Here is a 19,289-nt window from a genome sequence, read left to right as displayed (position 1 = left end):
AGTCAGGGCGCGATCATAAAGGCGGGCGCGGAAGATGCGGCCGGTGAGGCCTTTGTTGCCGGCGGGGGAGCCATGTCGGCAGCCGAGGAGGACCTGGGAGGCCTCGGCTTCAAAGGTGGCTGCGGGAGCTTTGCGGTAGGTGCGGCCGTAGGGTTTGCCATCGCGGTAGCCGCTGATGGTGCCATCGGGCTGATAGACGACGGCGACATGCACCGGGCGGGTGGTGGCTTCGGTTTCGGCGGTGCCTTCAAAGAGTTCGCTGCGGTCAAAGAAGTTGCTGCCGGCGACCCAGTGCTGCGGGGTCTTTTCGGCGAAGACGATGGAGTCAAACAGCACTCCGTCTTTGTGCTGCACCGTGACCACGCCGCCGCCGCGCTGGGCGAGGTTGTCGAGCATGACCCAGGCTTCGAGGGTTTTGGTTTTGACTTTCTTCGGCAGTGAGCCGGATTGTGCCATCGACTTGCCATCAAGAATGAGCGCACCTTTTTCGATGCGGGCATTGCCGACGAGTTCGAGATTCATGCGCCCCTTGGTGTCTTTGGCATCCTTGTCGAAGGTCCACTCGGCCAGTGGTTCAGGTGTGTTGACGGGGACGGTGGGAAGTTTGCGCTCGGACTGCAGCTTGATGCGTGCGGGATCAAGGATGGCGGTGATCTGGCGGTTCAGGTCGGCAACTGCCTGCTCTTGAACGGCGAGTTCTTTCGCACGGACGTTGTTCTCATTCTGCAAGGCGGCGAGGTAGGCGAGGCTTTGCTTCACCTCATCCGCGGTGGCTTCGCGGGCGAAGGCTTCATGGAACATTTGTTTCACACGCGTTTCGGCATCGGTCTTGCTGGAGCGCAGCGCCCATTCACGGGACCAGCGGATGACGTTGTTGTCATTGAGCAGGGTGAGGGACTGCGCGGGGACGTTGGTGGTGTCGCGCTTGCCACGGGTGGCGAAGGGCACGGGGGAGTCGAAGGTGGTGAGGAATGGGTCGAGCGCGTTGCGAATGACCTTCACATAGACGCTGCGGCGCGGCGCGTTGCTGGCGGCGGGTTCACCGTAGAGCTCGGGTTCGAGCTTGCCGGTCAGCGTGAGGATGGAATCGCGAATGGCCTCGGCTTCGAGGCGGTGGATGCTCCAGTGGCTCAGCAGCTTGTTCTCGGGGTCTTTTTGCAGGGCGATGTCCGAGGCAAGCGCGCTGCGCTGGAAGGCTTTGGAGCTCACGATGAGCTTCAGCATGGCTTTGATGGAGCCGCCGCTGTCGATGAAACGCTGCGCGAGAAAGTCGAGCAGTTCGGGATGAGTGGGCAGATCGCCGAGCTTGCCGAAGTTATCGACGCTGGCGACGATACCACGACCAAAGACATGATGCCAGAGGCGGTTGACGATGACGCGCGCGGTGAGCGGGTTGTTCTTCATGTCCGCCATGTGCTCGGCTAGTTGCAAACGCCCGCTGCCCTTGGTGTTGAAGGGGGTGGGATCCAGGGCATCGAGGAAGCGGCGCGGGACGATGTCAGCGGGTTGTTTGTGATCACCACGGACAAACAGCGGGGCGTCTTTGGCATCGGCCTCGATGACGCCGGGCACGCGGGTGGGCGCGGGCAGGCGGGCTTCGATTTCGCGATAGCGCTCCACCAGCTTTGCCGCCTCGGGAAGATCGGTGAGTTGGTTGGGCAGCTTGCCGGTTTGTATGAGGCGGTTGAGCACCTCTGCCTGTGTGTCAGTCAGTGTGTCTTTCTGCCAGGACTGAATGAGATCGCTGGCGGCGAACTGAACGCGTGCTTCGGCAGAGGGCGATGCTTTGTCCTGGGTGAGGACGACATCGGTGAGGCCGAACCATGAGCGTGCATCCTTGTTGAACTCAGCGGGCAGGTCGGCGGCGGTGGTGATCTGGATGAAGATTTCATCGCCCTTCCAGAATTCGAGATCGAGAGAGCGCCAGCCGAGCTTTTCATCCTTGGCATCGCTGAGGACGACCGCTTTGTGAATGGTGCCGGTGCGCGGGTAGTTCTGCACCACATACTTGGCCTTCACGCCACCATTGCCTGCCACTCGGACCCACAACGTGCCGCCTTCGCATTTGAAGCGGTTGGAGAAAAGCACGGCGCGTTCCTTCGTGCTGAGCAGGTCGCTGAAATAACCGCCGGGGTGAATCCGCGACACTGCATTCTCGCCTTCGAGCGCGATGGAAAATTCGCCTGCCTTGGTGAGGCTGACGCCATTGGTAAACCACTGCAGTTTGCCCAGGCCAGGGTGAGTGGATTCGGTGTTCTCGCTGATGGTGAGCTTGGTGGCTGTCTTGAGCCAGTGTGCGGCCACCGCGTCTTTGATCTGCTGCTTGAGCTTCGCGAGTTCTTCACGCTCCGCTTTGCCCGTGCCGGGGGCGTTCACATCAATGACGGCTGGATGCGTGCTGGTGAAGATGCCGTAGAGGGAATAGAAATCGGCCTGGGAGATGGCGTCAAACTTGTGGTTGTGGCAGCGGGCGCAGCTCACCGTGAGGGACTGAAATGCCTTGGTGACGGTGTCGATCTGATTGTCCGTGAAGGTCACCATTTCATCGAGTGAATCGACGGGCGAGAAACCATGCAGCACCATGCGGAGCTGGGCGATGCCGATGGCGCTTTCGTTGAGACCGTTCTTGATGCGCGGATTTGGCAGGAGATCGCCGGCGATGGCTTCCTTCACGAGCTGCGGATAGGGTGCGTCTGCATTGAAGGCGCGAATGAGGTAGTCGCGGTACTGGTATGCATAAGGGATGGCGGGATCGCCCTCGGAGCCGTAGCTTTCAGCGTAGCGCACCCAGTCCATGAAGTGACGGGCCCACTTTTCGCCAAAGTGCGGGGACGCAAGCAGGTCATCGACGCTCTGATTGCCTGAAGGGGGAAGGCCGGTGAGGATGTAGCTCATGCGGCGGCGCAGCGTCTGCGCATCGGCGGGAGGCGCCGCGGGAATGCCCTGTCTGGCGAGTTCGGTGTCGATGTAGTCATCGATGGTTTTGTTCGCTGGCTGCTTCGAGACGGGCAGGAAGGACCACCACTGCTTGCGACGGTCGAGGATGCTCTTCCAGTCGGTTTCCTTGGCGATTTCGGCCTTGGAGGGCGCGGTGTCGCGGGGGTCGGCCGCGCCGTCGCGAATCCACTGCTCAAAGTCAGCGATCACTTTGTCATCGAGCTTGGCCCCGGCTTTGGGCATCTTGATGTCTTCGTGCTGGTGCTTGATGGTTTGCAGGAGCAGGGAGCCGTCGGGATCGCCGGGTTTGATGACATCACCGGATTCACCGCCCGCCTGCCAGCCGGGGCGGGAGTCGAGCACAAGGCCGCCTTTTTTCTTGGTGCCGCTGCTGTGGCACTCATAGCATTCCTGCGCGAGGATGGGGCGGATCTTCGCTTCGAAAAAATCGATCTGCGCGGGAGTCGGTGCTGCGAAAAGTCTGCCGCAAAGAAGCACGGCGGAGAGAGTGACGAGAGCCTTGTTCATGCCAGGAGCCTCCGGGTGATGGTGGCTGCGGCTTCGAGGCAGAGCTTGCCGGCCTTGTCGAACTGATCGCGTTTAAGGCGGAAGGAAGGGGACATGACGGTGATGGCGGCGACGGGGTAGTGGTATTCGTCCAAGATGGCTGCGGCGACACAGTGGATGCCTTCGAGTCCTTCGGCGATGTCCGTGGCAAAGCCTCGCTTGCGCGTTTTCGCCAGGTCGGTTTCGAGCGACTCAGGGGTGGCGAGCGTGGTGGGCGTGAACTGTTTGAGCTGCACGGCGGCGAAGAATTTCTCCAGCTCTGCGGGTGGCAGATGAGCGAGCACCGCCTTGCCGGGTGCGCAGGAGTACATGGGCACCTGCAGGCCGACGGTGCTGCTGACCTTGATCGGCTGCGAGGAGATGCACTGCTCCAGCACGGTCATCTTGTGGTTCACGCTGGCGAGGATTTGCGTGGTCTCGCCGGTTTCATCGCGCAGCCATTTGAGGGATTCCAAGGCGCAGACCACGAGGCTTTTCTCACGCACCACCGGGCGGGAGAGGTCGAAGAGCTTGTTGGTGAGCACGAAGCGTTTGTCGTCCTCACGGCGCTGCAGGTAGCCGCGGCTGTGAAGGGTGCCGGTGATGCGGAAGACGGAATTGACCGGCAGATCGAGCTCGCGGGCGATCTCGGTGAGGCTGAGTCCGGCGCGGTGGCGGCCGAGGAGTTCGAGGATGGCGAGCGTGCGCTCCGTGCCGGGCGCGAGCGTGTCGTCAGTGAGTGGGATGGCGGCTTCTTTGAGCATTCTGAATTTAGAAACGTTCCCACATTTGGAAAACTATCGCCCAATCTGGATCTGATGTTCATCCCGATTGCATTCTCCGCGCTCTCCCGCATTCTGCGGGGACATGAGTCAGGAAAAAGACCTCACATTGCTCGGACGTTCTGAAAACCGCCTGCCAGCCTCGCCGGATGTGGCGGTGCTGGAGACGTTTCCCAACCGCACGCCCGGGCGGAACTACCGTATTCACCTCAGCGCCCCGGAATTCAGCTCCATCTGTCCCGTGACCGGGCAGCCGGACTCGGCACATCTGGAGATTCTCTACATCCCGGATGCGACCTGCGTGGAAACGAAGTCGCTGAAGTTTTATCTGGCCTCGTATCGCAATCACGCGTCCTTCAATGAGGCGATCGTGAACCGCGTGCTGGACGATATCGTGAAAGCGTGTGCGCCGAAGCAGGTGGTGGTGCGCGGGAAATTTGGCGCACGGGGTGGCATTCAGCTCACCTGTGAGGCTCGGTATCCAGATCTGGAAGAAACCCTGAGACTGCCGGAATGAAAACGCTCGTGCTGCTCTCCGGCGGGATGGACTCCGTGACGGCCCTATATTGGGCGCGCCATGAGGATGAGATCGTTGGCGCGGTGAGTTTTGACTACGGCGCCAAGCACAATCACCGCGAGATTCCGCTGGCGGCGTGGCATTGCGCCCACCTCGGGGTGAAGCACGACATCATCGACCTTGGGTTCATGAACCAGCACTTTGCCTCCGACCTGCTGAAATCCGGCGGAACGATTCCCGAGGGGCACTATGCGGACGAGAACATGAAGAAGACCGTGGTGCCGTTTCGCAACGGCATCATGCTTTCCATCGCCTGCGGGCTGGCGGAAAGCTGCGGTGCCGAGGCGCTGGTCATCGCAGCGCATGCGGGGGATCACATGATCTATCCCGACTGCCGCGAAGACTTCATGCAAAGCATGGCGGCGGCGATGCGTGAGGGCACCTATGCTCATATCGAGCTGCTGCGTCCCTTCATTCATCGCGACAAAGCGGGCATCGCCAAGCTGGGAGACACGCTGGGAGTGGACTACGGCAAAACGTGGTCGTGCTACAAGGGGGGGGACTTGCACTGCGGCAAGTGCGGCACGTGTGTGGAGCGCATTGAGGCCTTTGTGCTCGCGGGCCTCCACGACCCGACGGTTTATGAGTCGGAGGTCTGAGCCGGCGTCGTGATGCGGCGGCGGTGGGTGCGCACCATGTTGAGGTCCTTGAGCTTGCGCTGGAGGGTCCGGCGGCTCATGCCGAGCATTTCGGCGGCGACGGTACGGTTGTTGCCGCTGCGCTGGAGGGCTGTGAGGATGAGCTGGTGCTCGGCCTCGGTGATGTCGAGATCGCTCTTCGGCTTGATGTCGGGATCGGCAGCGGTTGCCGCGGTTGCATTGGCGGCATCCTTCGAGGCGATCAATGACGGCGCGCGCAAGCCGATGCCCAGACCATGCGGATTGAGCAGGTAGGAGGGCAGGTGCTTGAGCATGACGCGGTTGCTGTTGCTCATGACCACGCCGTGCTCGATGGCGGCGCGAAGCTCGCGGATGTTGCCGGGCCAGTCGTAATTCATCATCGCCGGCAGGGCGTCTTCGCCGAGCGGCTTGTAGGTCTTGCCGTTGGCTTTGGCGAGCTCCTTGAGGAAGTGGTCCGCCAGCACGGAGATGTCGCTCTTGCGGGCGCGCAGCGGCGGGAGCTGGATGGTGACCACGCGCAGACGCCAGTAGAGATCCTCGCGGAATTTGCCCTCCTCCACCATCTTGGCGAGGTTGCGGTTCGTGGCGGCGATGACGCGGACGTCGATGGAGATCGGTTTGCTGCTGCCGACACGTTCGATGGTCTGCTCGCCGAGGGCGCGCAGCAGTTTCACCTGGGTGCTGGCGTCGATCTCGCCGATTTCATCCAGGAAGAGGGTGCCGCCATTGGCCTGCTCAAAGCGGCCGATGCGCCGTTCCTGAGCGCCGGTGAACGCGCCTTTCTCATGGCCAAAGAGTTCGCTTTCGAGGATCTGCGGGGAAAGCGCCGCGCAGTGCACGGAGACGATGTTCGCCTTGGGGCGGCCGCTGAGATTGTGAATCGCGCGGGCCACGAGCTCCTTGCCGGTGCCGCTTTCGCCTTCGATCAACACCGTGGCGCGGGAAGGGGCCACCTGCTGGATCGTATCGAGGATGGGCTTCATCACCTCGGCCTGGCCGAGGATGCCTTCGATGGAGAATTTGCGCTCCACCTGCTGCTTCAGCGCGACGTTTTCATGCTCCAGCGAGCGGCTGCGCAGGGCGCGCTTGATGAGGATTTCCACCTCATCCAGGTTCAGCGGCTTGGTGACGAAGTGGTAGGCACCCCGGCGCATGGCCTCCACGGCGGTGTCCACGCTGCCGTAGGCCGTCATCATGATGCAGACGGGCGGCTTGGGCAGGGCCAGGGCGGCATCCAGCAGTTTCATGCCGTCGTCCTCGCCGAGGCGGAGATCGGTGAGCATGACGTCGATGTGGTCATTGCGGAGGTATTCCATCGCCTCGGCGGCGTTGGAGGCCACGTAGCAGTCGAAGTCATCCTCCAGCGAGAGGCGCAGGCCATCGCGGGTATGCTTTTCGTCATCGACGATCAGAACTGTGGCTTGGTCGTTCATGTGTGAAGGAATGGCACACTATGGAAGGTGAAGAGGCGGGCGGCAATCGAGGAGGTGGAAAAATTGTTGACTGATCGTCTAGTGTGCTTTACACCTCGCCATCTGACTCTAAATTGCCATGGGACGCACCTCGACCGCCAAAGACCGCCTGATTGAAGCGATGATCGAACTGATCTGGGCGGGCAGCTACGGCAGCACCTCGGTGGATCACATTTGCGAAAGGGCAGGGGTGAAGAAGGGCAGCTTTTACCACTTCTTTGAGTCCAAGACGGAGCTCGCGCTCACGGCCATCGACCATGGCTGGATGGAACACCGCAAGGAGCTGGACCAGATCTTTTCCCCTGTGGTGCCGCCGGTGGAGCGCATCCTGAACTGCTTCCGCAATTTCCGGCAGGAGCAGCAGGAGCTTTTTGAAAAGCATGGCCGGGTGCTGGGCTGCCCGATCCATTCGCTGGGGGCGGAGGTCAGCACGGTGGACGAGCGCCTGCGGGACAAACTGCAGGAAATTCTGAGCCAGTTCATCCTCTATTACGAGAGCGCCATCCGCGATGCGCAGGCGCAGGGCAGCATTGTCACGCATGATGCCATGGCCCTGGCACGGATCGTGTTTGCCTACAGCGAGGGGCTGCTGCTCCATGCACGCATGTGGAATGACCTCGGTCGCCTGGATGAATTTGAGTCCGGTGCCAAGATCATTCTCGGCGTCAAAGGCTGATGCTATGCCTATTTTTTGCTTTCAAATTAACCAACTGGTCAACTTTTCACCCCAAAACCAACGCGCCTCGTGAAACTCCCAACCCTCCTCCCATTCGTCCTGCTCCTCGCCGCCTGTGGCAAACCGCCTGCGGGTGGCCACGGCGGCGGTCAGATGCCTCCGGCTCCGGTGACGCTCGCAGCGGTTGAGCAGAAAGAACTCGTCGAGTGGGAGGAGTTCACGGGGCGCGTCGAGCCGGTGGAGACGGTGGAGCTGAAGCCCCGCGTGTCTGGCTACATCACCGAAGTTCATTTCCAGGCCGGGGCCATGGTCAAGAAGGGGGATGTGCTGTTCACCATCGACCAGCGCCCGTTTGAGACCCGGCTGCGTTCCACGGGGGCCGAGGTGGCGCGGGCCGAGGCGAATGCCATGGCGATGAAGCGTGAGTTTGATCGTGTGCAGACGCTGCTCGCGGCGAAAGCCATCGCACCGGAGCAGGCGGAGGCGCGTGAGTCGATGAACCTGCAGGCGAAGGCCGGGCTGGAGGCCGCCAAGGCGGCGCAGCACAGCGCGGAAATCGAGTTCGAGCACAGCTCGGTCAAGGCACCGATCAGCGGGCGCATCAGCCGTGCGATCACGACCACCGGTAATTTCGTCACTGCGGGGACCACGCTGCTCACGACCATCGTCACGGTGGACCCCGTCTATGTGTATGCGGACATCGACGAAAACAGCCTGCTCAAGATCCAGGCGATGCAGCGCGACAAGACGACCTTCACCAATGGTGATGGCCGCGTGCCCGTGGAGCTGCAGCTCTCCAATGAAAAGGACTTTCCCCACCACGGCCATATCGAGTCCTTCGACAACCGCCTGGATGCAGGCACCGGCAGCATGGTGCTGCGTGCGGAGTTTTCGAATGCCGACAACATGCTCACCCCCGGTTTGTTTGCGCGCATCCGCATCCCCATGACAGGCAAATACAAGGCGCTGCTGGTCGATGAAAAAAGCATCCTCACCGATCAGGCCAACAAGTTTGTGCTTGGGATTGATGAAACGAAGACGCCTGCGCTCTCGGTTTACAAGCCCATCGTGATCGGGCCAAACATCGACGGCAAGCGCATCATCCGCAGCGGCCTGGCGGCAGGTGACAAGATCATTGTGAACGGTCAGGCCCGTCTGCCGATGCCCGGCATGCCGGTGCAGCCGGCAGCAGCTCCGCCGGCCAAGGAAACGGCGGCCAAGTAATCGCGAAGCGAAACACCCCCCCTCTCACGCTTCCATGAACATATCCCGCTTCTTCATCACGCGCCCGATTTTTGCGGGCGTGCTGTCGCTGCTGATCTTTATCCTCGGCGCCATCTCGCTGTTTCAGCTTCCGATTTCCGAATACCCGGAAGTCGCGCCGCCGACGGTCATCGTGACCGCCACCTATCCCGGAGCGAATCCCAAGACGATTGCTGAAACGGTCGCTTCGCCTCTGGAGCAGACGATCAACGGTGTTGAGAACATGTTGTACATGTCATCGCAGAGTACGGCGAACGGTGTGATGACGCTCACAGTCACCTTCAAGATCGGCACGGAGCTGGACCTGGCGCAGATGCAGGTGCAAAACCGTGTGGCCCAGGTGCTGCCGAAGCTGCCTGAAGAAGTGCGCCGCTTTGGGGTCACCACGGTGAAGTCATCACCGAACATGACGCTGGTGGTGCATCTGCTGTCTCCGAATGACCGCTATGACGAAATCTACCTGCGCAACTACGCGACGCTCAATGTGAAGGACGAACTGACGCGCCTCTCGGGCGTCGGCCAGGTGAACATCTTCGGTGGCGGTGAGTACGCGATGCGCGTGTGGATCGACCCCGACAAGGCGGCGGCGCGCGGGCTGACCTCCGGTGACATTGTGAACGCCATTCGCGAGCAGAACATCCAGGTGGCCGCAGGCACCATCGGCCAGCAGCCGACCAAAGATGCCTCGTTTGAACTGACGGTGAATGCCAAAGGGCGTCTCATCAGCGAGGAGGAGTTTGACCAGATCATTGTCAAAATCGGGCCGAATGGCGAAAAGCTCCGCCTGCGTGATGTGGCACGTGCCGAGATGGGGTCTGGCGACTACTCGCTGCGCGCCCTGCTCAACAACAAACGTGCCGTCGGCATGGGGGTGTTTCAGCTTCCCGGAGCGAACGCGCTGGCTGTCTCCCAGGCGGTGCGATCCCGCATGACGGAGCTGAAGAAGAAAATGCCCGAGGGCGTGGATTACGCCATCGCCTACGATCCGACGGTGTTCGTGGAGAAGTCCATTGATGCCGTCATTCACACGCTCATCGAGGCATTGCTGCTCGTCGTGCTCGTGGTGGTGCTTTTCCTGCAGACCTGGCGTGCGTCGATCATTCCGCTGGCCGCGGTGCCGGTGTCTCTCGTCGGCACCTTTGCGGTGATGCACGTACTCGGCTTTTCCATCAACAACCTGTCGCTCTTCGGCCTCGTGCTGGCGATCGGCATCGTGGTGGATGATGCCATCGTGGTCGTTGAAAACGTCGAGCGAAACATCCAGAACGGCCTCAAGCCGCTGGCGGCCACCCAGCAGGCCATGACGGAGGTGACCGGGCCCATCGTCGCCACGGCGCTGGTGCTGTGCGCGGTCTTCATCCCGACGGCGTTCATCAGCGGTCTCAGCGGCCAGTTTTATAAACAGTTCGCCGTCACGATCGCCATTTCCACGGTCATTTCGGCAATCAATTCACTCACGCTTTCTCCGGCGCTTTCCGCCCTGCTGCTGAAGGGGCATGGCGACAAACGGGACATTCTCACGAAGATCATTGACGCGCTGTTTGGCTGGTTCTTCCGGCCGTTCAACCGCTTCTTCGAATGGTCCTCCAATGTGTATGTGGGCATTGTGAAGCGCATCATCCGCTTCAGCGCCATCGCCGTCATCATCTATGGCGGGCTGGTGTGGGCGACGTGGAAGGGCTTTGAAATCGTTCCCGAGGGCTTCGTGCCCGGACAGGACAAGCAGTACCTCGTCGGCTTCGCGCAGCTGCCGGATGGCGCTTCGCTGGACCGCACCGACGACGTCATGCGCCGCATGTCCCAAATCGCCATGGACGAGCCGGGTGTGAAGGACGCCATCGCGTTCCCCGGCTTGTCGATTCAGGGTTTCACCATCAGCCCTAACGCAGGCATCGTCTTTGTCGGCCTCGACAACTTCGAAGACCGCACCAAGCCCGAGCTGAGCGGCGCTGCCATCGCCAACACGCTCAATGGCAAATTCATGGCCATTCAGGATGCGATGGTGATGATGTTCCCGCCGCCGCCCGTCAACGGCATCGGCACCACGGGTGGATTCAAGCTCATGGTGGAGGACCGTGGCAACCAGGGTTACGCGGCGCTGTATCAGGCTACGCAGAAGCTCGTCGGCGCCTCCTATGGCACTCAGAAACTTACGCAGGTTTACTCCGGCTACACCGTCAACGTGCCGCAGATCGAGGCGGATGTGGATCGTGAGAAAGCGAAGATTCAGGGCGTGCCGCTGGCGAATCTTTTCGAGACGCTCCAGATCAATCTGGGCAGTCTGTATGTGAATGACTTCAACCGCTTTGGCCGCACCTATCAGGTGGTCGCGCAGGCTGAGCAGCAGTTCCGTGACAACCCGAGCGACATCACACGGCTCAAGACGCGCAACATGGCGGGTGAGATGGTTTCCGTGGGATCGCTGGTGAAGGTGAAGGAGGGTTTCGGCCCGGACCGTGTCACGCATTACAACGGCTACCTGGCCGCCGACCTGAACGGCGCACCGCTGCCGCCGCTGAGTTCCGGCCAGGCTGAGGAGCTGATCTCCAATCTGGCCAAGGACGGCCTGCCGGGTGGGTTTGAATTCGAGTGGACGGATCTCACCTACCAAAAGATCATCGCGGGCAACACCGCCATCTACATTTACCCGCTCTGCATCCTGCTGGTGTTCATGGTGCTGGCGGCGCAGTATGAAAGCCTGCGCCTGCCGCTGGCCATCATTCTGATCGTGCCGCTGTGCCTGCTGTTTGCGCTTGCGGGGGTGATGATCACCCATGGCGACAACAACATCTTCACACAGATCGGCTTCATCGTGCTGATCGGCCTGGCCTGTAAAAACGCCATCCTGATCGTGGAGTTTGCGAAGGAGAAATTCGACCACGGACTGAGCCCTCTGGAGGCGGCCATCGAGTCCTGCCGCCTGCGTCTGCGTCCGATTTTGATGACATCCATCGCCTTCATCGCGGGGGTGTATCCGCTCGTTGTTTCCACAGGTGCGGGTGCTGAAATGCGCCGCGCCATGGGTACGGCGGTGTTTGCCGGCATGATCGGGGTGACCTTCCTCGGCCTGTTCTTCACACCGGTGTTCTATGTGCTGGTGATGATGGGGCAGAAGAAAAAGGCTGCCGCTGCTTCCACTGAAATTCCCGCCGACGCTCTTCCTGCCCCTCATTGATCCCTGTTATGCGCATCTTCTTTTATTTCCTCCTCGCGACCAGTGCCATCGCCCAAATCGGACCGAATTACGAACGGCCTGAGACGGTGACACCCCCGAACTACAAATCCGCCATTCGCTGGCGTGAAACACGCCCGCTGGACTCCCTGCCGAAGGGCGACTGGTGGCGTGTGTTTGGTGATGCCCGGCTGAACGACCTCATGGCGCGCGCCACGGCGCACAACCAGACGCTGAAGGCGGCGGTCGCACGCTTTGACCAGGCGCGTGCCGGCACCGGCATCGCCCGTGCGGCGTTCTTTCCGAGTGCGGACATCAACTCCGCAATCACCACGCAGCGCACCTCGCCGAACATGCCGAGCGCCTTTCCTCTGGGCGGCCTGCATTACGTGGGGCCAAGCTACAATGTGCCGCTCGACTTCACCTGGGAGCTTGACCTGTGGGGCAAGATCCGCCGGCAGGTGGAAAGCGCGCGTGCAGATGCCTCTGCCGCCGCGAGCCTGATGCAGAATGTGCTGCTGGGCATGCATGCGGATGTCGCCACGAATTACTTCCGCATCCGTGCTCTGGATGGCGAACTGCAGACCGTGCGTGCCGCTGTCGGCTGGCGCAGGCAGGCGCTGGACATCGCCCGTGCTCGAGTGAAGGCCGGTGCAGGCAGTGAACTGGAACAGGCGCAGGCGGAGACGGAAGTGGCCACCGCCGAGGCGGAGGTGAGCGCGCTGCAGAATCAGCGCGACCAGCTTGAAAACGGCATCGCCCTGCTGACGGGCGTAAATCCCAGCGCCTTCAAGCTCGGGGGCAATTCAAGTCTTTTGCCCACACCTCCGGGCATTCCTGTGGGAGTGCCCACCGACCTGCTGGAGCGCCGCCCCGATGTGGCCGCCGCTGAACGTGCGCTGGCTTCTGCCACGGCGCAGATCGGTGTCGTGAAGGGGAACTTCTTTCCCAGCATCAAGCTGATCGGACACGGTGGCTACCTCAGTGGAGATTCGGCCAATCTCTTCGAGGTCAGCAGCCTGAACTGGAACGTGGGGCCCAGCATCAGCGTGCCGTTGATGGCCGGTGGCAAGAACCGGGCCGCTGCAGAGCGCAGCCGTGCCGCGCACGATGAGGCGCTGGCAAACTATCGGCAGGCCGTGCTGGTTTCCTTCAGCGATGTGGAAAACGCCCTCGCCGCGCTGCGCAATCTCAGCACTCAATCCGAGGCGCAGCACCGCGCGCGTGACAGCGCGCAAAAAGCCGCCGAGATCGCACATGCGCGCTATGAAGCGGGCACGAGCCCCTACCTGGATGTGATCGAGGCGAACCGCTCCCTGCTTGCCACGCAGCGTGCCTGCGCCACGTTGGCCGGACAGCGCTTGATCGCCAGCGTCAGCCTGATCAAGGCGCTTGGCGGCGGCTGGGATCAAAGCCTGCCCGTCACGGTTCCCGTCACCACGGCAGACCCTGCGGCGCGTGGTTCAACCGCGGAGAAGAAAGGCTTCTTCACCAAGGTGAAGGGCTGGTTCAAAAAAGGTTGATCGTAGGATGGGTGTGGCGACATCCCGCCCGTCCATCTGCGCACGGCAGACAGTGTGGCGTATGGGCGTCCTCGCAGTCGGGCGGTTTGGCGAAGCTGTCTTCGAGTGTTGAAAAAGCGCAGTGCGCCAAACACGCCCAACCTACGACCGGAGTGCTCCTTCCTGCCGCGCTGCTCCAGGGCTGGTAGGGACGCGTTGTGCGCGTCCCTCTTTTCGGGTCTGTGGTACCCGCAGGCGCCCCAAAGAGGTGCGCCGTCCTTGCCGCCTTCTGCAGCGTGATGGCAAAGGCCGCTGCGGGAGGTGGAGCGCTGGGTGAGATGCTGTGAGCAGGGGCCGCGAGACAGCGCTGGGACGAAGGATTCCAGGGACGCGCACAACGCGTCCCTACCAGCCCTCAGGCATCATGACCCTCCATGGGCCATCGGGCATTTCCAGACCGCCTTGCCGGAAATGAGTTTTAGCGCTTTCTCACCTGAGCCTACTTCGCCTGCTTGGGCTTGAAGACGTTGATCCCGGCGATTTGGAGCAGGGCGTTGTTGGTGATGTAGAAAATGTCGGGATCGTTTTTGATCTGGCCAAAGTAGAAGGCCGTGCTGGCATTCGGCTGGGTCGGGGAAAAGAGGATCTCGATCTCACGCACGGGGCCGTCGAGACGGCCGGGTTCGCCGAGGACGATCTGAATGGTGAGGAAGGGGGTTTTCAAGGCTTGCAGCGCATCACTGCGGTCTGCGGCCCAGTCCTGCACGGTGAAGCGTGAGAGGCTGGCGGCCAGCTGGTCGGCTTTGACGCGGTCGAGCTCGGCGGTGATGTCATGCCCGCCGCGTGTGGCTTTCCATTCGGCGGAGACGGGGTTGTAATCGAGGATCGTGGGGGCAAAGGCGCCTTGTGCCATGGTGATACGACGCAGCGCGAAGGTGGTGAAGCGCAGGGCTCCGAGGCCTTTCCATTTGATGCCGTCGGTGGGCAGGGAGGGCAGCAGGGAGGCGTCAATGCGGTAGATGAAGGGCTCGCTGTCGTATTTGGCAAAGAACTGGGTTCTTTCCGGATTGTGGCCAAACATGAGCTTCACCGGCTTTTCACGCTGCGGAGTCCAGGTGACGGTCTGGAAGGGATCGTCCAAGCCGAAGGGCGTCAGGTCTGCGGCGGAATCTGCGGCAAACTGCAGGATCTCATAGGTGTTGAGCGCATTGAGGCAGCGGGAGACGCGTTCGCCGTTGGCGGGGTCCCATTTGCCGTGACGCTGCAGGTACCAGGAGCCGCCTTCGTTGCGCAGATTGATCTCAGGATGGGTCTTGCTGGTGATAGTGAGGAAGTCGAGCCGCTCTCCGTCGATCTGCGCCAGCAGGTGGTCGCGCAGGGCATTGGGGGTGACCCAGAGGGTGAGCAGGTTTTTGGCGACGACCGTGAAGGTGGGCTTGCGATAGGCCGTGGTGGCGGTGGTGACGGCCTGCTTGTCATCAGCGGGCTTTTTGACGGTGAACTCGTAGGATTTGCCGCGCGCCTTGGACTCGATGGTGACTTTGATCTCATCGGCATGGGCGGTCTGCGCGTCCTCCTTGGTGGTGGCGGTGACGTCCTTGGCCTCGGTGATTTCGATGTTGAGAATGGCGGAGAGCAGTTCGGTGATGCGCTCCTTGCTGCCGCGCGTCTTGAGCGGTTTTTCGAGCAGCCAGGGGGCGTGCTCGTTTTCACGGGCGAGGACGATCTGGCCGGAGGGCTGGTTCAAAGTGATGCTGGTGATGACCTCCGCCGGCAGGCGCAGAAGCTTGGGGTCGCGCCAGGAGGCGGCGGGAATCTGCAGGACCATCGGCGCTTCACTCTTGGCGAGATACCAGGCGGGCTCATGGGTGGCGGGGTCAAGAATGCCGATGTAAAGGCTGTTCTCAACGACTCCGGGGGAGCCGAACCAGCACTCATACAGCGAGGCATCTCCGGCGAGGAGGCGCACTTTGAAGCGGGGTTTGCCCAGTCCGGTTTTCTGCCACTCAGACGGGTCAAACTCCTCCTGATGCACGCGATTGATCCATTCGACTTCATTCAGGGTGAGAATGAGCGCGGCGACTTTCTGCGGATCGGCCAGATCGTCATAGGGGGCCTCGATCCGCCAGGCGTTGCCATCGCGCACGAGGGTGAGCGGCACGTTCTCCGCTGTGAGGATCTCGACGCGGGTGACTTTCGTTGCGTCGAAACGGGTGGGGCCGCGCCTGACTTCACGTTTGTCGATGGCTGAGGGGAAGTAACGCTCGATGCCAAGGATGACCGCGCCCATGGCGGCCACGAGCAGAAACAGAAGAAGAGTGGTGCGTGCGCTCATGCGTCAAAGTCGGTGCTCATGCGGCCCGCCGGCTGGCCCAGACCATGAAACCAAAGCCGAGCACGATGCCCGGCAGGGTGATGGAGGTGATCCAGAAGATCAGCTCATGCTGCTTGCCGGTGAGCTGAATGCGGTAGGCGTGTTTGGACTTGGCGGGGATGCCGATGAAGTTTTCGCGGTTCATCAGCCAGTTCAGCCCGGCGGCGGCAAAGTCACGGCTGACGGCGAGCATGGTCTGCTTGTCGAGCAGGGTGGAGTTGGAAACCACCACCATGCGCGAGCTGTCGGCACGCTGGGTTTCGTCAGCCAGGGCGCCGCGCTCGATGCTGGCGGCCACATAGATGGGGGGCAGGGTGTCCTCCTCATCGGCGACGGGCAGTTCCTCCAGAAACTGCTTTTCACCCCAGTAGCGTGGTGCGGCAAGGATGAGCGGCTTGACGCTGATGGACTGCTCCTTGAGCGAGATGTTCTCCGGGATGATTTCCAGGGATTCCGACTGCCCCGCCAGCGTGATGGCGGAGGAGCTCAGATGGCGGATGAAGGGCACTTCTTTGACGAATTCGCCCAGCACGGTGAATTCCTTCTTGGGGCCGGTGCTGGTGCTCTCCGCCATCAGGACGCGGTCGCCACGGGGATGCAGGCCGTTGGCGGTGAGAAAGGCGTTGAGGCGTGCGGTTTCACCACCGGGGTCAAGCATGATGAAAATGCCGGCCCGCTTGGACTGCCAGTAGTTGTTGAGCATGACGATCTCACGCTCGGAAAAGTCATAGCGCGCGCCCAGAATGAGCAGGCCGTCGGCGTCCGTGGGAATGTGGGCGACCTCAGAGAGATTCACCTGAATGACTTCGAAGTTCTGCTGCCTGCCAAGATCGATGGCGGCGTTGTAGGAGTCACTCTGACCCAGGCCGGAGCGGCTGCCTTTGCCGACGACGTAATAAAAGCGCCGCACACGGCCTTCCACGACGGAGATGAGGGCGGAGGAGATGGCGTCCTCCCCGCGAAATTCGATGATCTGCTTGTTGGTGCTGGTGCCTTTCTCCCTGACCACGAGCTCCTCCTCCGTGATGAACCGCTTGTTCACGCCGCAGCGGATCAGCACCCCGTTTTGCGCGAGCGAGAGGCCGGTGTCTGCCTTGAGCTGCTCCGCGCGCTCAATGTCGTGCACGGGGTCGATGGAGCGCACCTTGATGCGCTGCCTGCCGTACAGATTGTATTCCTCCAGGAGGGACTGCACCTCTCCATACACTTTGGAGTCACGGGCAAAGACGATGTAGATCTGCACATCGCGTGAGAGGGCGTCGAGGTATTTCCGGGTGGCCGGGCTGAGGGTGTAATCCTGGCTGGCGCTGAGATCCCAGCGCCAGTAGTGGTAGTAATTGAGGCGGTTGACACCGGCAAACAGCGCCAGGGCCAGGAGTACCTGCAGGGCGACGTTCAAGCCGATGCCGTAACGCTTCGGCATGGGCTTGTCTGCAGCGCTGGCTGGTGGGGTGTTCTGTTCGGAATCCGGCATGATGGGTGGGTCTTTCGGCTCACGGGCGCCAGCGGCGGAACTCGACCACGTGGTGGGTGAAGGAGAGGAAGAGCAGCGACATGCTGAGGTAGTAAATGATGGGCCGGCTGTCGATGAGGCCGGCGGTGAAGATGCGGATGTGCTCGGTGGCGGCGAAGTAATTGACGACGTCCACGATGGTGTCGGAAATCTTGCGGCCCACCACCATGATGAAGATGCCCAGCAGGAAATGCATCAGGCTCAGGGTGAAGGAGATGATGGCGGCGACGATCTGATTCGACGTCAGAGACGAGGCGAAGCAGCCGACGGCCAGATTGAACATGCCCATGACCACCAGGATGAGATACGCGCCGCCGACGGCTCCCGATGGCAGCTCCACCTGGCCGGCGGAGATCCAGTGGGCAAACTTGAAATTGAACAGGCTGGGCAGCCACAGCACGCAGTAGACGATGACGGCCGCCAGATACTTGGAGCCGACGACCTGCCACGCACGCACCGGGGCCGTGAAGAGGGTCTCCAGCGTGCCCAGCTTTTTCTCCTCGGCAAAGAGGCGCATGGTCAGCAGCGGGAAGATGAAGAAGTAGGACAGCCAGAACCACATGGCGTGGAAGGTCCAGCTCACGATGGAGCCTTCGCTGGGGGCGCTTTCCAGCACGGAGAGGGCCGCACGGAAGGCGAAACCATTCAGCACCATGACCAGCGCCAGCACCACGTAGGCGACGGGGGCGACAAAGAAGGAATGCAGTTCTTTCTTGAGCAGAATCCAGAATATCCTCATAGGACGTGGGTGGGAATGTCGGTGGGGGTGCCCGCGTTCATGGAAAGTTCGACAAAGACATCCTCCAGGGTGGGGAGCTGGCGGTGCATCTCGCGGATGCGCCATTTTTGCTGCGTGGCGAGCGCCAGCACTTCATCGCGGGCGTCGTGATCGGGTTCCACCCGCAAGGTGAAGCGCCGCCAGGGATGAACGAGCAGCTCTTCCTCCGTGGCCTTGCGCACGGCGGTGATGGTGGAGAGTTGTTCGGCCAGATTGCCGGTGCCTTCGATTTCCAAATGCAGCAGCGTGGTGGACCGCAGCTGGCGCGTGAGGTTCGCCGGTGTGTCATTGGCGCGGATGCGGCCCTGGTGGATCATAATCACGCGATCGCAGGTCTGCTCGACTTCATGCAGGATGTGCGTGGAGAGCAGCACGGTGTGCTTGGACTTCAGGCTGCGCAGCAGGTCGCGCACATGGCGGATCTGCACGGGGTCGAGGCCGTTGGTGGGCTCGTCGAGAATGAGCAGCTTGGGCTTGTGCACCAGGGCGTCTGCCAGCGCCACACGCTGGCGGTAGCCTTTGGAGAGATTGCCGATGAGGCGCTTCCGCATGTCGGTGACGCCGGTGAGCTCCATGACTTCACCGATGCGGCGGCGCATGGCCTGGCCGGAGAGGCCTTTCAGCTCGGCCCGGAATTTCAGGTACTCTTTGACCCGCATGTCCGTGTAGAGCGGGGCGTTTTCCGGCATGTAACCCACGGACTGGCGGACCTGGATGGACTGGTGGAAGACGTCAAAGCCGCCCACGATGGCCCGCCCGGAGGTGGCCGGCATGTAACCGCTGAGGATGCGCATGGTGGTGGATTTTCCAGCTCCGTTCGGGCCCAGAAAGCCCACGATCTCCCCCGCTTCCACCTGGAAGGAGATGTTGTTCACCGCAGTGCGTCCGGCATACTGCTTGGTGAGTTCCTGAACATCAATCATGACTGGGAGGGAGAGTGAGGGGGGCTGGGTTAGGGTTAAGAAAGTAAATTTAAACCTATGTGCGCCTGAATGACAATTCGCAATCAGGCATTCGCAAAAATGAGGGTGAAGGCCGCAGGAGAAGGATCCTTTGGGTCCCCCTTGCGCTCCGCCA

The 19,289-nt window shown here is 61.5% G+C and carries 13 protein-coding genes; 6 read left to right on the top strand and 7 right to left on the bottom strand.

All coding sequences use genetic code 11. The features are described from left to right. On the bottom strand, window positions 1-3,465 hold a 3,465-nt coding region (locus tag ACILSL_RS16280), incomplete at its 3' end, for a DUF1553 domain-containing protein (RefSeq protein ID WP_395733109.1). Next, entirely contained in the window at window positions 3,462-4,247 is a 786-nt protein-coding gene (locus tag ACILSL_RS16275; protein ID WP_395733108.1) for an IclR family transcriptional regulator, read from the bottom strand. The genes ACILSL_RS16280 and ACILSL_RS16275, both read right to left, overlap by 4 nt. Before the next feature lie 103 nt (window positions 4,248-4,350). Here ACILSL_RS16275 and queF point away from each other — a divergent pair, with 103 nt between their 5' ends. Continuing rightward, window positions 4,351-4,782: a preQ(1) synthase gene (gene queF / locus ACILSL_RS16270; protein WP_395733107.1), complete on the top strand. Its 432-nt coding sequence runs from the start codon at window positions 4,351-4,353 to the stop codon at window positions 4,780-4,782. Beyond that, entirely contained in the window at window positions 4,779-5,441 is a 663-nt protein-coding gene (gene queC, locus ACILSL_RS16265; RefSeq protein ID WP_395733106.1) for a 7-cyano-7-deazaguanine synthase QueC, read from the top strand. The genes queF and queC overlap by 4 nt, the downstream gene beginning before the upstream one ends. On the opposite strand, the gene ACILSL_RS16260 is transcribed toward queC, so the two are convergent. After that, complete coding sequence (locus ACILSL_RS16260) at window positions 5,423-6,895, bottom strand: sigma-54-dependent transcriptional regulator (protein ID WP_395733105.1); 1,473 nt, start codon at window positions 6,893-6,895, stop codon at window positions 5,423-5,425. The two genes, queC and ACILSL_RS16260, sit on opposite strands and share 19 nt — an antisense overlap. Window positions 6,896-7,013: 118 nt before the next feature. On the opposite strand from ACILSL_RS16260, the gene ACILSL_RS16255 reads away from it, so the two are divergent. The 4 genes from ACILSL_RS16255 (at window position 7,014) to ACILSL_RS16240 (ending at window position 13,568) form a co-directional block, all read left to right on the top strand. Further along, complete coding sequence (locus tag ACILSL_RS16255; RefSeq protein WP_395733104.1) at window positions 7,014-7,610, top strand: TetR/AcrR family transcriptional regulator; 597 nt, start codon at window positions 7,014-7,016, stop codon at window positions 7,608-7,610. A 69-nt stretch (window positions 7,611-7,679) separates the two neighbouring features. Next, the gene (locus tag ACILSL_RS16250; RefSeq protein WP_395733103.1) at window positions 7,680-8,834 is read left to right on the top strand and encodes an efflux RND transporter periplasmic adaptor subunit; all 1,155 of its coding nucleotides are present in this window, start codon (window positions 7,680-7,682) and stop codon (window positions 8,832-8,834) included. 34 nt (window positions 8,835-8,868) lie between these two features. Next, entirely contained in the window at window positions 8,869-12,048 is a 3,180-nt protein-coding gene (locus ACILSL_RS16245; protein WP_395733102.1) for an efflux RND transporter permease subunit, read from the top strand. Window positions 12,049-12,056: 8 nt separating this feature from the next. Next, window positions 12,057-13,568 carry an efflux transporter outer membrane subunit gene (locus ACILSL_RS16240; RefSeq protein WP_395733101.1) on the top strand — a complete coding sequence of 504 codons (1,512 nt, stop codon included), beginning with the start codon at window positions 12,057-12,059 and terminating at the stop codon, window positions 13,566-13,568. A 478-nt stretch (window positions 13,569-14,046) separates the two neighbouring features. Here ACILSL_RS16240 and ACILSL_RS16235 read toward each other — a convergent pair whose 3' ends face one another. The 4 genes from ACILSL_RS16235 to ACILSL_RS16220 are packed head-to-tail and all read right to left on the bottom strand — an operon-like array spanning window position 14,047 to window position 19,135. Continuing rightward, a complete protein-coding gene (locus ACILSL_RS16235; protein WP_395733100.1) occupies window positions 14,047-15,882 on the bottom strand; it encodes a DUF4340 domain-containing protein in 1,836 nt (611 codons plus the stop codon). 16 nt (window positions 15,883-15,898) lie between these two features. Further along, on the bottom strand, window positions 15,899-17,395 hold the full coding sequence (locus ACILSL_RS16230; protein ID WP_395733099.1) for a Gldg family protein: 1,497 nt from the start codon (window positions 17,393-17,395) through the stop codon (window positions 15,899-15,901). Between the two features lie 19 nt (window positions 17,396-17,414). After that, complete coding sequence (locus tag ACILSL_RS16225; RefSeq protein ID WP_395733098.1) at window positions 17,415-18,173, bottom strand: ABC transporter permease; 759 nt, start codon at window positions 18,171-18,173, stop codon at window positions 17,415-17,417. Next, window positions 18,170-19,135: an ATP-binding cassette domain-containing protein gene (locus ACILSL_RS16220; protein ID WP_395733097.1), complete on the bottom strand. Its 966-nt coding sequence runs from the start codon at window positions 19,133-19,135 to the stop codon at window positions 18,170-18,172. The genes ACILSL_RS16225 and ACILSL_RS16220 overlap by 4 nt, the downstream gene beginning before the upstream one ends. Window positions 19,136-19,289 lie beyond the last annotated feature (154 nt).

It is taken from the genome of Prosthecobacter sp., assembly GCF_044222345.1.
GTDB lineage: Bacteria > Verrucomicrobiota > Verrucomicrobiia > Verrucomicrobiales > Verrucomicrobiaceae > Prosthecobacter.
Note: the sequence above shows the minus strand (reverse complement) of the source record. Positions and strands in the feature narration are given on the sequence as shown.

Excerpts from the sequence above, each read along its gene's own strand:
- ACILSL_RS16235 (WP_395733100.1), bottom strand. The coding sequence starts at position 15,882 with ATGAGCGCACGCACCACTCTTCTTCTGTTTCTGCTCGTGGCCGCCATG.
- ACILSL_RS16245 (WP_395733102.1), top strand. The coding sequence starts at position 8,869 with ATGAACATATCCCGCTTCTTCATCACGCGCCCGATTTTTGCGGGCGTG.
- ACILSL_RS16260 (WP_395733105.1), bottom strand. The coding sequence starts at position 6,895 with ATGAACGACCAAGCCACAGTTCTGATCGTCGATGACGAAAAGCATACC.
- ACILSL_RS16230 (WP_395733099.1), bottom strand. The coding sequence starts at position 17,395 with ATGCCGGATTCCGAACAGAACACCCCACCAGCCAGCGCTGCAGACAAG.
- queF (WP_395733107.1), top strand. The coding sequence starts at position 4,351 with ATGAGTCAGGAAAAAGACCTCACATTGCTCGGACGTTCTGAAAACCGC.
- ACILSL_RS16225 (WP_395733098.1), bottom strand. The coding sequence starts at position 18,173 with ATGAGGATATTCTGGATTCTGCTCAAGAAAGAACTGCATTCCTTCTTT.
- ACILSL_RS16255 (WP_395733104.1), top strand. The coding sequence starts at position 7,014 with ATGGGACGCACCTCGACCGCCAAAGACCGCCTGATTGAAGCGATGATC.
- ACILSL_RS16275 (WP_395733108.1), bottom strand. The coding sequence starts at position 4,247 with ATGCTCAAAGAAGCCGCCATCCCACTCACTGACGACACGCTCGCGCCC.
- queC (WP_395733106.1), top strand. The coding sequence starts at position 4,779 with ATGAAAACGCTCGTGCTGCTCTCCGGCGGGATGGACTCCGTGACGGCC.
- ACILSL_RS16220 (WP_395733097.1), bottom strand. The coding sequence starts at position 19,135 with ATGATTGATGTTCAGGAACTCACCAAGCAGTATGCCGGACGCACTGCG.
- ACILSL_RS16240 (WP_395733101.1), top strand. The coding sequence starts at position 12,057 with ATGCGCATCTTCTTTTATTTCCTCCTCGCGACCAGTGCCATCGCCCAA.